General features: G+C 47.7%; 8 protein-coding genes. All 8 read left to right on the top strand.

Going from position 1 to position 13,777, the window contains the following annotated elements; all coding sequences use genetic code 11:
- Positions 1 to 84 precede the first annotated feature (84 nt).
- The 8 genes from GGU45_RS13415 (at position 85) to GGU45_RS13380 (ending at position 13,615) form a co-directional block, all read left to right on the top strand.
- Entirely contained in the window at positions 85 to 1,473 is a 1,389-nt protein-coding gene (locus GGU45_RS13415; RefSeq protein ID WP_435225490.1) for a glycoside hydrolase family 140 protein, read from the top strand.
- A 156-nt stretch (positions 1,474 to 1,629) separates the two neighbouring features.
- On the top strand, positions 1,630 to 2,544 hold the full coding sequence (locus tag GGU45_RS13410; RefSeq protein WP_435225488.1) for a glycoside hydrolase family 43 protein: 915 nt from the start codon (positions 1,630 to 1,632) through the stop codon (positions 2,542 to 2,544).
- 38 nt (positions 2,545 to 2,582) lie between these two features.
- Positions 2,583 to 4,421 (top strand): exo-alpha-sialidase, encoded by a 1,839-nt coding sequence (locus GGU45_RS13405; protein WP_435225486.1) that lies wholly within the window; start codon positions 2,583 to 2,585, stop codon positions 4,419 to 4,421.
- 6 nt (positions 4,422 to 4,427) lie between these two features.
- Complete coding sequence (locus GGU45_RS13400; protein WP_435225484.1) at positions 4,428 to 5,951, top strand: MGH1-like glycoside hydrolase domain-containing protein; 1,524 nt, start codon at positions 4,428 to 4,430, stop codon at positions 5,949 to 5,951.
- Positions 5,948 to 7,381, top strand: a complete 1,434-nt coding sequence (locus tag GGU45_RS13395) for a sialate O-acetylesterase (protein WP_435225482.1) — start codon at positions 5,948 to 5,950, stop codon at positions 7,379 to 7,381. The genes GGU45_RS13400 and GGU45_RS13395 overlap by 4 nt, the downstream gene beginning before the upstream one ends.
- Positions 7,382 to 7,465: 84 nt before the next feature.
- Positions 7,466 to 10,240, top strand: a complete 2,775-nt coding sequence (locus tag GGU45_RS13390) for a glycoside hydrolase family 2 protein (RefSeq protein ID WP_435225480.1) — start codon at positions 7,466 to 7,468, stop codon at positions 10,238 to 10,240.
- Positions 10,237 to 12,951, top strand: coding sequence for an alpha-L-rhamnosidase (locus tag GGU45_RS13385; RefSeq protein WP_435225478.1), 2,715 nt, complete (start codon positions 10,237 to 10,239; stop codon positions 12,949 to 12,951). The genes GGU45_RS13390 and GGU45_RS13385 overlap by 4 nt, the downstream gene beginning before the upstream one ends.
- A 10-nt stretch (positions 12,952 to 12,961) precedes the next feature.
- Positions 12,962 to 13,615, top strand: coding sequence for a DUF3826 domain-containing protein (locus GGU45_RS13380; RefSeq protein WP_435225477.1), 654 nt, complete (start codon positions 12,962 to 12,964; stop codon positions 13,613 to 13,615).
- Positions 13,616 to 13,777 lie beyond the last annotated feature (162 nt).

Below are 13,777 nucleotides of genomic sequence, written 5' to 3'. Positions count from 1 at the left end.
CTTTAATGGGCCCGTTAAACATGAGGAATACTATTGGTTTGATTGCTGTGTTTAATGGCCGGTTTAATCGAAGGCCTTGTTGTTATGAACAGACTATTTTATATACTTATTTTTCTGGTATTTCAAACCCGCGCAACGGCACAGGAACTGCCGGTATTGAAGATTTCGGATAACCACCGGTTTTTTCAGACTGCAGATGGTAAACCCTTTTTCTGGCTGGGCGACACGGGATGGTTATTGTTTGTAAGGCTGACCCGCGAAGAAGCGATCGCCTACCTGGATGCCCGGAAACAACAGGGGTTTAATGTAATTCAGGTGATGGTGCTGCACGATGTTAAGAACGCCCGCAATATTTATGGAGATGATGCCATTGAAGACGCGGATGTTTCAAAACCTCTTACTACGCCGGGAGCCGATCCGGCCGATCCGGTGGCCTATGATTTTTGGGATCATCTGGATTTTATAATACGGGAAGCAGCAAAACGCGGCTTGTATATGGCCCTTGTACCTGTGTGGGGAAGCAATGTAAAAGAAGGAAAAGTTACACCGGAAAAGGCGGCTGTATTTGCTGAATTTCTGGCGGAGCGCTATAAAGACCAACCCAATATTATCTGGATGAATGGCGGGGATATAAAAGGAAACAATGGCCTTAATGTCTGGAATACGATCGGGTCCGTCATCAAAAAACACGACCCGAATCATGTAATGACCTTTCATCCCCGGGGACGCTATTCTTCTTCGGAGTGGTTTCATCATGCGGCCTGGCTGGATTTTAATATGTTTCAAAGCGGTCACCGTACCTATGCCCAGGACACCAGCGTGAGTGAGAAGAACCATTTTGGAGAAGATAACTGGAAATACGTTAATGTGGATTACCGCCTGCGGCCTGTAAAGCCTACGCTGGACGGCGAGCCTTCTTACGAGAATATTCCCCAGGGGTTGCATGACAGCCTGCAGCCAAGATGGAAAGCAGCGGATCTGAGGCGTTATGCCTACTGGAATGTGTTTGCAGGCGGCGCCGGGTTTACCTATGGCGAAAATGCGGTAATGCAATTCAATACAAAGGGATTTAAAAGTGCCAACTACGGGGTAACAGACGAGTGGCCGGTGGCACTTCATGCCCCGGGAGCACAACAGATGCGGTTTATTAAAACGTTGATGTTATCTCACGATTATTACAGCCGGGTGCCCGCACAGGAGTTGCTGGTTGGCAATAAGGGCAGGCGTTATGATTACCTGTTGGCCACCAAAGGCCGGGGGTATGCAATGGTGTATACCTGCAATGGGAAACCATTTAAAGTTGATCTTTCCAGGCTGGATTTTAAGCCGTCAACGGCAAAATGGTTTTATCCGGCAAACGGAAGCTACGCGCCGGCAACCTTAAACAGGTTCGCTGGTGTGGCGGTATTTGATCCTCCGGCTGCAACCAGCGATGCGGAAGATACAGACAGGGTGTTGGTGTTGGAGGAATAACGGCAGCGTATTCGTCACCTTGAGCGCATCCCGGCGAAAGCCGGGAGGAGTCGAAAGGTCTTTCCGGGTTGAGGAGATGCCTCGGCTGCGCTCGGCATGACGATCAGAAATAGCGTAAATATGTAAGCGGAAGCGCGAATACTAAAAATATAAAACTTGAAAAGATTTTTACTCATACTTATTACAATCATCGCTATCAGCTCCTGTTCCAACCGGGCCTACCTCTTTACATCCTTTCATGAACCCGCTGATGCCGGTCTGCGTATGCTGTACAGTTACGACGGCTATCACTGGACCGATTTTGATACGGTCTTCCTGAAGCCCATTGTGGGGCAACAAAAAGTAATGCGCGATCCTTCAATGGTACAGGGACCGGATGGCGTTTTTCACCTGGTATGGACCAGCAGTTGGCGGGGCGATAAGGGTTTTGGATATGCTTCGTCAAAAGATCTTATTCATTGGAGTGAACAAAGAATGATTCCCGCAATGGAACAGGAACCTGCAACGGTGAATGTATGGGCACCGGAATTATTTTATGATGATGCGGCAAAGGATTACAAGATCATCTGGGCCAGCACTATTCCCGGTCGTTTTGAACGGGGGGCGGAAGAAGACAGTAATAACCACCGGATGTATGTGACCACCACAAAAGATTTTAAAACATTTACGCCCGCGAAGTTATTCCTGGATCCTGGTTTTAGCGTGATCGACGCAGTGATCGTTAAAAAACAAAAAAACGACTATGTATTGGTATTAAAAGACAATACAAGACCCGAGCGTAATCTGAAAGTGGCTTTTTCAAATAGCCCGCTGGGCCCCTGGAAAAACATCTCGCAACCTTTCTCCGATAACTTTACAGAAGGTCCATCGGTAGCGAATCTAAAGGACCGGTGGCTGATCTATTATGATTCATACCGGAAAAAGATCTACGAGGTAAAGGCAACAAAGGACTTCCACCATTTTGAGGATGTTACGAGCCAGGTACATGTACCGGAGGGGCATAAACATGGTACGATTGTGCCGGTAAAGAAAAAAGTAGTGCGGCAATTGGTTAAACGGTTTAAAAAATGAAAACATATAGCCCGGGGTTTAACCCCCGGTGAAACGATATGGAATTGAAATATTATATAACAGCATTTTTGGTATTAACCGGGCTCCTGCTGCACGCACAGCAGGACACTATTCGCTACACGGGCCAAACCCTGTCCAACGTGGATTACCATAATGGTCAGTTAACCCCTGCAGTGGGTGTGCATAATATACAGGTGTTTCGCGCTAACCGCCAGCATCCGGAATGGGCAGGCGGCATGAACTGGACCTACAATCACCAACCCATGCTGGCATACTGGAACCATAGGTTTTACCTGCATTTCCTGAGCGACCCGGTGGGGGAGCATCTGGCCCCCGGAGCCACTTTCCTGCTAACATCTGAAGATGGATACAAATGGTCGGCCCCGGTGACCATTTTTCCCGAATACAAATTGCCGGATGGATTTACAAAAGAGGGACGCACCGAAGTAACGCACAATAGTTTTGCGGTCATGCACCAGCGAATGGGCTTTTACGTTTCTAAAGAAAAACGCTTGTTTGCGTTGGGTTTTTATGGGATTGCGCTGGGGCCAAAAGATGATCCCAACGATGGGAATGGGGTGGGACGGGTGATCCGCGAAATAAAAAAGGATGGCAGTTTTGGTCCAATTTATTTTTTGCGATACAACCACCGGTTTAGTGAAAAAAATACCAGTTACCCCTTTTATAAAAAATCAAAGGATAAGGGCCTTGTAGCAGCTTGCGAAGAAATACTGGCTACACCCCTGCTGATGCAGCAGATGGTGGAAGAAGCAGACCGGAACGACCCGCTGATCCCTTTGAAAAAGGATTATAAAGCATTTAACTATTACCACCTGCCAGATGGGCGTGTAGTGGGACTTTGGAAATATGCTTTAACCAGTATCAGCAAAGATGAAGGGAAAACCTGGGCGTATATGCCTACGCGCGCGCCCGGATTTGTAAACGCCAATGCAAAGATCTGGGGACAAAGAACGGGCGATGGTAAATATATGACCGTATACAATCCTTCGGAATTCCGCTGGCCGCTGGCGCTGTCCGTTAGTGATGATGGACTGAACTATAAGAACCTGTTACTTGTGAATGGTGAAATCACTTCGCTCCGGTATGGAGGCGCCTATAAAAGCTACGGCCCGCAGTATGTAAGAGGGATACAGGAAGTAAATGAGAAGCCACCCGGTAATGATACCTGGGTAGGATATAGCATGAATAAAGAAGACATCTGGGTGGCAAAAATTCCCGTTCCGGTGCAGCGTGAAGTGACAGAGGATATAGCGGATGATTTTAATGTGCTGAAACCCGGAGAAGGATTGAAGTACTGGAATGTATACAGTCCGCTATGGGCGCCGGTTGCTATTGAAAAGCAGGATGGCAAAAAAGTATTGTCGCTTACGGATTATGATCCCTTCGATTTTGCAAAAGCAGAACGGGTAGTGCCGGAGGCTGCAAAAATGAAGCTGGAATTTAGTATAAGACCGGGGCAGGCAACAAATGGCCGGCTGGATATTGAATTACAGGATACAAAGAATTCAGCTTGTATACGGATCTCCTTTGATTCCACGGGTACCATCATTACAAAGGCCGGCTACAGGGACCGGACGCTTGCAAAATATGAGGCTGGTAAAACGTATAATTTTGTGATGGAGCTGGATGCTGAAAAAAGATTTTATACCATATCCATCAATGGGAGCAAACCCGTTAACGGTATTTTCTTTGCACCGGTGCACAAGATCCATCACGTAACCTTCAGAACCGGGCCGGTACGCCGGTTCCCTGATGCGGATACACCTACTGACCAGGATTATGATCTGCCGCGGGCCGGGGAGAGGGATACAAAGGCCGTTTACCAGATCGGGTATTTTAAAACCGAAAAGCAATAGCCGGACATGCAGATAAAACTTTTCAATACGGTTTTCTTTTTATGGCTTGCAGCATCTGTTTCGCAGGCACAGGTATTGCAACCGGCGACCTTTAAACATTATGTGGATTATTTTAATACCATGGAGCAGGAACCTATGGTGCAGGCGATTTCCAATACAGAGGCCTGGAGCTGGATGCAACAAAATATTCCCCTGTTTGAGTGTCCGGATAAAAAGATGGAGGAGATCTACTATTTCCGTTGGTGGACATTGCGGAAGCATATAAAAAAGACGCCACAGGGATTTGCGTTTACCGAATTTCTGATTCAGCGGTCTTATGCGGATAAATACAATTTGATCAGCAGCGCACTGGGGCATCATATTTACGAAAGCCGCTGGCTGCACAACCAGCAGTACCTGGATGATGATTTACTGACATGGTACCGTGGTAATGGGGGCAAGCCGTTAAAGAAACTGCGTTTTTACAGTAGCTGGAACACCGATGCGATATACAACCGGTACCTGGTAAATGGCGATACGGCTTTTGTTAAAAAGATATTTCCGGATCTGCTGGCCGATTACCAGGAATGGGAGGTAGAGAAAAGATATCCCGGTGGCCTGTTCTGGCAATATGATGTGCGCGATGCTATGGAGGAAACCATCAGCGGCGGACGTAAAGAGAAAAACCCCCGTCCGTCCATTAACGGGTATATGTATGGAAATGCAAAAGCCTTATCCGGGATTGCGAGGTTAACCGGAGATAACGCTTGGCAACAGTTATATGAGGCCAAGGCTGATACTTTAAAAAGATTGGTGCAGCAGGAACTCTGGAATGATAAGGATCATTTCTTTGAGGTGCGGAAACAGCCTGCAGATACACTGGCTAATGTAATGGAAGAGATTGGCTTTATTCCCTGGTATTTTAATATGCCGGATGCCTCATACAACAATGCCTGGAGCCGTTTAATGGACAAGAAGCATTTTAATGCGCCGGCGGGTATTACCACGGCGGACCGCAGTCACCCGGGGTTCCGTACCCATGGCTGTTGCAAATGCGAATGGGATGGCGCGGTATGGCCCTTTGCTACGGCACAAACATTAACGGCCATGGCCAACCTGCTCAATAATTATCGGCAGCATGTTGTAACAAAGAAGGATTATTATATGCAGTTACGCAAATATGCCCTTTCTCAATATGCTCAGGGACGGCCCTATATTGGGGAGTATATGGACGAAAACACCGGTAAGTGGCTGACCGCTGATGAACGCGGCCGGTATTACAATCACTCCACATTTAATGATCTTGTAATTACGGGGTTGGCGGGATTACGCCCGCGTGCGGATGACCGTATCGAAGTGAACCCCTTGCTCCCCGCAGGAACATGGGATTGGTTTGCATTGGACAATGTGTTGTATCACGGAAAGATCATTACGATCATCTGGGACAGAACAGGAAAAAAATATCGTAAAGGCAAAGGCTTGTCCGTTTGGGCAGATGGCAAACTGGTGAAGCGGTCAAAACGGCTGACAAAAATTACAGGACTTTTATGATGCGATACGGGCTGGTCATAATAATAATGATGGTGCTTTCGATAAAACTGAATGCACAATTAACGGTGGCAAAAATCATCGGTAATAATATGGTATTGCAGCAGGGGCAGCCATTGCCGGTTTGGGGCCATGCAGAAGCCGGCGCGGCTATAAACGTCCGGTTTAAACAACAACGGCAGCAAACCCTGGCCGATGCATCCGGCAACTGGAAGGTCGTATTGAAACCAGAGCAGGCATCCTTTGATCCGGCGGTTCTTGAAATACGATCCGGTAAAGAAACCATTAGCCTGCAAAACGTTTTGGTAGGAGAAGTGTGGTTATGCTCCGGCCAGTCGAATATGGAATTTGCCATGCGGAAGATTGGTAAATTGCAGCCCCCATCCGGCGCGGATTGGCCGGTTGCTGAATTGGCAAAGGCACAGAATACCAATATCCGTATTTTTTTGGTGGAGCGGAAAAAAATGATGCCTGATTCCACGCACGCCGGGTGGAATCAGGCAGAAGGAACGGCCTTGCGCAGCTTTTCTGCCGTTGGCTATTTCTTTGCAAAAGAATTGCAGGCAAAACTAAAAGTGCCGGTGGGCGTGATCTCCGCGGCCATACCCGGCAGCCGGATTGAACCGTGGATGCCACGGGAGGCCTTTACTGCAGTAAAGTTTTTCCGGGAACAAAAAGACAGCACGCACAAAATAGATGGCGATCCCGGCAAGTTTTATACAACAATGATCCGGCCGTTGATCCCCTTTGCTTTGAAAGGATTTTTATGGTACCAGGGAGAATCCAATTGCTTTTTAAATGAACGTCTGCAATACAGCTATAAAATGGAGGCGCTGATCAACTATTGGCGCAAACAATGGAACAACAACCGCCTGCCCTTTTTTTATGTGCAGATAGCCCCTTATTATTACTCAAAGGCAACGGACCGGTCTTATACGGTGTACAGCGAGCCGGAGTTTTGGGAGGCACAGGCAGCGGTCTTAAGGGTTCCGCATACGGCCATGATCAGCACCCTGGATCTGAATAGTGATCCTGCCGACCTGCACCCGGTAAATAAATGGGATCTGGGAAAGCGTTTGGCCGGCACGGCGCTCAGTGCTGCCTATAAGGTCAGCAGCGGTGCACCCATGGGGCCGGTGTTTAAAAAAGCGGAAAGAAAAGCAAATACATTTATTATTGATTTTGAGTATAAAGGAAAAGGGCTGGTAAGCCGCGATGGAAAGTCATTGCGGGGCTTTGAAATAGAAAATGAAAGAGGCGGTTATGTAAAAGCGGAAGCCATCATTAAAGATGATAGGGTTTGGGTACGGGCGCCGGAAGTAGCAGCACCCCGGTCTGTGCGCTACGCCTGGCGCGAAGATGCCAGGCCTTCTCTATATAGTAAAGATAGCTTGCCCGCATTGCCGTTCCGGACCGCTCCGCGAGACTTATAGTTTCGCGGCATTATACCTGCACTGGAGCCAAACTGTGCGACGCAACAAAGCCGATAGGAGCACTGCCGATAATAAAATAAAAAAATGCGCGGACTGATTTATATATGCTGTTTGTTGTTGTTTGTGAGCGTTAATGCCCAGCAAACAGAAATGCAGTACCTCTCAGGTAAAGGAAATGATGATGCGGTGCAATGGGATTTTTATTGCACCGGCGGCATGAATGCAAATAAGTGGACGACCATTGGTGTACCTTCTTGCTGGGAGTTACAGGGCTTTGGAAAGTATAACTATGGGTTTGCAAAGGACAGCGTTAAGGGAAAAGAAAAAGGGTTGTATAAACACCGCTTCTCCGTACCGGCCGATTGGAGACATAAAAAAGTGAATATCGTTTTTGAAGGGGTAATGACGGATGCGGAAGTAAAAGTGAACGGAAAGCTGGCCGGTCCGGTGCACCAGGGCGCCTTTTATGCGTTCCGGTATGATATCAGCAAGCTGCTGAAATACGGGAAGCAAAACCTGCTGGAGGTAACGGTAGCCAAGCATTCGGCTAATAAATCGGTGAATGCAGCAGAGCGAGAAGGCGACTTCTGGATCTTTGGGGGCATCTTCAGGCCGGTATGGCTGGAGGCCTTGCCGCAGCTGCATATCAGCAGTGTAAAGATCAACGCGGGAGCAGACGGGATATTTAAAGCGGTTATCAATGCCGCCGCTTCAGCATCCGAACAATTAAAAGTTGAGCTGTTTACTACCGGAGGCGAAAAGTTGCCAGGTCAGCTGCACCCTGTGTTGCGCCGGCCCGAAAATGTTTTTTGGATTCAGACAAAAGTAGATGGCATCAAACCCTGGACGCCGGAAACCCCTGAATTGTATAAAGCGGTTTTTACATTGTACAAAAACAATCGCCCCGTACATTCTGTATCGCAAAAATTCGGGTTTCGTACGGTTGCGCTCCGCAAAAGGGATGGCATTTACGTAAACGGGATAAAGGTGAAGTTTAAAGGCATTAACAGGCATTCCTTCCGGCCCGAAACCGGGCGCACGCTCAGTTATGCCAATAGCGTGGAGGATGTGTTGCTGATAAAGGAAATGAACATGAATGCCGTACGGATGAGCCATTATCCGCCCGATGGTCATTTCCTGGATGTGTGTGATTCGTTGGGTTTGTTTGTGATGGATGAACTGGCCGGCTGGCATGGGCACTATGATACACCCACCGGTACAAAGCTGTTAAAGGAAATGATTGCTCATGATATGAACCATCCATCGATTGTGCTATGGTCCAATGGAAATGAGGGCGGACATAATGTTGAGCTGGATTCTCTGTTTACAGAATTTGATCCGCAGCAGCGGCCGGTGGTGCATCCCTGGCAATTGTTTAACGGCATCGAGACTCAGCACTATCGGCAATATAACTACGGGATCGGTAATTATGATAATGGCCATGACATCGTATTGCCTACTGAGTTTTTACATGGACAATATGACGGCGGACATGGCGCCGGACTGGAAGATTACTGGGACAAAATGTGGCGCGATCCGCTGCACGCCGGGGGATTTTTATGGGATTTTGCCGACCAGGCCGTGGTGCGGAAGGACCTGCACGATTCATTGGATACCGACAAGCACCGGGGGGCAGATGGAATTGTAGGGCCACATCATGAAAAGGAAGGCAGCTTTTACGCGGTGAAGCAGATATGGAGCCCGGTATATTTTGAACGCAGGGAACTGACGCCGGAATTTGATGGTAAGCTGCATATAGAGAATCGCTACCTGTATACCAACCTGGACCAATGCTCTTTTAGCTGGGAATTAAGACGGATCGGTTTTAATACAACAACCAATAAAAAGGGAATGGCGGCGGCGCCATCGCTTGCCCCGGGTGCCAAAGGAGTACTGGATCTGAAGCTCCCCGCCGACTGGCACATTTACGATGTACTATATGTTACGGTTAAAGATCGGTATCACCAGGAATTATTTACCTGGAGTTTTCCGGTCAGCCTGCCCGGCAAAAAGGCAACGGAGATCGTAACAACGAAGGGCGAAGGAACGGTAGCAATCGATGAAGTTGATTCGTTATATACCATCCGTGTAAAAGATGTGCGAATGATTATTAACAAAAATACCGGGCTGCTGGTGAAGGCAGAAAATGCAAAGGGGCCGGTATTGCTTACTAACGGGCCGCGCATCCAGGAAGGGATAACGAATTTTAAGAACTGCGCTTACCGGTATGAAGGAAAGAACCTGGCGATTACATCAGCGTTTGATAAGAAAGAAAGTTTTAATACCCTGCGGTGGACGATCTATCCCAGCGGATGGATCAAAATGGAAGTGCAATATTTTCCGATGGCACTCCACACCAACATGCTCGGCGTAAACTTTGATTACCCCGAACGGGAAATGCGTTCTGTAACCTATATGGGCAATGGCCCCTACCGGGTTTGGAAGAACCGGATGAAAGGCACCAGCTTCGGTGTGTGGAACAAACAATATAATAATACGGAGACCGGTGAACAATGGGTATACCCGGAGTTTAAGGGATACTATTCCAATTTTTACAGTGGCACTTTTAAGGGGAATGATCAGCAGTTTACGGTGGCTACAGAAACGGAGGATCTCTTTTTGCGATTGTTTGCTGCTGCGCCCAAAACGGATCCCTGGCATAACTATGAGCCGCTTTTTCCCGAAGGTGACATTTCCTTTATGCAGGCCATCCCATCTATTGGGAATAAAACACAAACCAGCGAAACCACCGGCCCTATGGGACAAAAAAATATTTTTTATGATTATGAAAAAGATCCCGGCCGGGCGCTGAAGATGGTCCTGTGGTTTGATTTTTCGGCAAATGCACCAAAACGATGAAAAAGGGGATCAGCATTATATTATTAATGGTTCACCTGACAGTGCAGGCACAACTTACGGTGCAGGAACTTAAGTGTGAGCAGTTGAAAAGTCCGGTTGGCATCGATGTGGTACAGCCCCGGCTGAGTTGGCAGTTAAAAAGTGGTCAGTATAATGTAAAACAAACTGCTTACCGGATCTTGGTGGCCTCTTCAAAAACTCTATTGGATGCCGGTAGGCCGGATCTCTGGAACAGTGGTAAAATTGTTTCGGAGGAGTCGGTGCTGGTAATTTATAACGGAAAGCCGCTTGTATCAAATGGCCATTACTTCTGGAAAGTGCAGGTCTTTTCCAATAAGCAGGACAGTGTGTGGAGTGATGCAAATCAATGGAGCATGGGGCTGTTGCATTCGGGCGACTGGAAGGCAAAATGGATCGGTTATGATAAGGCGTCGCCCTGGGATAGTGTTACACAGTGGTCGCGGCTTTCTGCACGATATTTTAGAAAGAACTTTGCGGTACAACAAAAAATAAAGACCGCCGTGCTGCATATTGCGGGGTTGGGTTTGTTTGAATTATATCTTAATGGGAAACGGATCGGTGACCAGGTGCTGGCGCCTGTGCCAACGGACTACCGGAAGTCGGTATTATATAACAGTTTTGATGTATCGGCAGACCTGGTCAACGGCAACAATGCTATTGGTATAGTGCTGGGCAATGGCCGTTTCTTTACCATGCGCCAGGATTACAAGCCTCAAAAGATCAACACCTTTGGCTATCCAAAATTATTACTGCAACTGGAGATCACTTATGCTGATGGCAGCCGGAAGCTGATTATGTCGGATGATTCCTGGAAATTTACGGCAGATGGTCCCATCCGTACCAATAATGAATACGACGGGGAAGAATACGATGCCAATAAAGAGTTTCCAGGCTGGGCCACCGCATCGTTTAATGATACAAAATGGCAAAGGCCGGAGCTGGTAGCAGCACCAGAAGGAAAGTTACGAGCACAGTTGACCCCCGGCATGCGGGTAATGGATTCCATCCGTCCGAAGAAGATTAACCGGTTAAACGACAGTATTTATATTTTGGACCTGGGTCAGAATTTTGCGGGGTGGCTACGTATGCGGGTAAACGGCCCCCGTGGGCAAAAAGTGCAATTACGTTTTGCAGAAAGTCTGAAGCCGGATGGTACGCTTTATACGGCCAACCTCCGGGATGCACGGGTTACGGATGTTTATACGCTAAAAGGGGGTGCAGATGAACTATGGCAGCCTTCTTTCGTATACCATGGATTCCGGTATGTGGAGATCACCGGTTATCCCGGTGTTCCTACCCTGAATGACTTTACAGGATTGCTGGTGTATGATCAAATGGCTACAACCGGTAAACTGCAAACCTCCAATGCCACGCTGAACCAGGTGTTGAAAAATGCCTGGTGGGGCATTGCTTCCAACTATAAAGGCATGCCGGTGGATTGCCCGCAGCGCAACGAGCGGCAGCCCTGGCTGGGCGACCGTACCCAGGGCGCCCTGGGCGAAAGTTATTTGTTTAACAACGCTACCTTGTATGCCAAATGGCTGGATGATATCCGGGAGTCACAGACCGCAGAAGGTGCGATACCCGATGTGGCGCCCGCGTTCTGGAATTATTACAGCGATAATATTACCTGGCCTGCAGCCTATATCCTGGTGGCGAAGATGCTGTACCGGCAATATGGCGACCGGCAGTCGATCGTGAAGCATTATCCTTCCATGAAAAAATGGATGGAGTATATGCGGCAGAAATATATGAAGGACGGCCTGATGACAAAAGATAAATACGGCGACTGGTGTGTGCCACCGGAAAGCCTGGAGCTGATCCGTTCAAAAGATCCGCTGCGAAATACGAACGGAACACTGATGGCCACTGCCTATTATTATCACCTATTACAAACAATGAAACAGTTTGCCGGGCTTGCCGGCAGACCCGGAGATGTGACCAGCTATGGTCAACAGGCTGCCCGCATAAAGACGGCGTTTAACAAAACATTCCTCAATGGTGACCATTATGACAACAACACGGTAACGGCCAACCTGTTGCCCTTGTATTTTGGAATGGTACCATCGAATAAGATAGTCGCAGTGAAACAACAGTTGATTCAGAAACTGCAACAGGATGGTATGCATATTAGCACCGGTGTGATCGGGACTCAATGGCTGCTGCGCGGATTGACGAAGGTTGGATATGTCGGTGCCGCATGGATATTGGCCACGAATACCACCTATCCCGGTTGGGGATACATGGCCGCGCAGGGCGCAACTACGATATGGGAACTGTGGAATGGGAATACGGCCAATCCACAGATGAACTCACAGAATCATGTGATGCTGCTGGGCGACCTGATCACCTGGAGTTTTGAGAGCCTGGCGGGGATTCGATCGGACGCTGAATCTATGGCGTTTAGGAAGATTGATATGCAACCGGCCTTTGTAAAAGGGCTGGACAGCGTAAATGCATCTTATGAATCACCCTACGGACTGATTAAAAGTAGCTGGAAGCGGAACGGGAATGCGCTAAACTGGGAAATCGAAGTGCCCGCCAATGCATCAGCGTCAATTACCATTCCCTCAGACAAGGTTACGGTATTGGATAGGCCATTAAAACGGGTAACCGATGTGAAAAATAATACAACTCATCTGGAGCTGGGAAGCGGTCGTTATTCTTTTAAAATAATTATGGATCATTAAAAATCGGGAAATGAAAAAAATTTTTGGATTTTGTTTGTTATTACTGTTGAATCATGTGAATGCGCAGGATACCAGTGCAGCGAATGAATTGCAGCAAAAGGCGCAGCGTTGGGTAGCGGGCTTAAAGATCGATGACAAGGCAAAAGCTGAGAAGGTACAACAGGCAATAGTGGCGCATCTCACAGCTGTTAGGGATTGGCACAATAGCCATCCGTTTACACAGGTTCCGGCGGGGCTCAACCCGGCTACCGGAAATAGATTGTCTGACCTGGACAGGCAGCTGATCGTTTGTTCATCAAAGCCGTCAACCATCCATACATCACTTATGGATGTGTTAAATGCCGGGTTGAACAAAGAGCAGGTTGCATTTATTCTCGACCAGTACACCATCGGTAAGGTGGCCTTCACGTTAAAGGGCTATGAAGCCATTGTACCCGATCTTACGGAGAAAGAGCGCGCCGAAATTCGCAAAAACCTGGAGCAGGCACGCGAACAGGCTATTGACTATAAAAGTATGAAGGAGATATCGGCTATATTTGAGATTTATAAAACAAAATGCGAACAATACCTTAATAATAACGGCAGGAACTGGCGGCAGCTGTTTAAAAATTATGTGGATAAGGTAAAAGCAGAAAAAGAAAAGAAAAAAGATGGAGCTTTGTGAATATGAATATGCTTGTCATGCTGAGCCTGTCGAAGCATGACTGATGCCACCTGCACTGCAGTACAGGAGTGCGACGCAAGCAAAGCAGCCACCTGCACTTCTGCCGGGAAAAAAATAATAAAGAATAAATAACGATGATGAAAAAAATAAATCTGTTAACCC

It is taken from the genome of Niabella hirudinis (genome assembly GCF_051201075.1).
GTDB lineage: Bacteria > Bacteroidota > Bacteroidia > Chitinophagales > Chitinophagaceae > Niabella > Niabella hirudinis.
The sequence above is the reverse complement of the archived record's forward strand: the minus strand, read 5'-3'. Positions and strand labels throughout refer to the sequence as shown.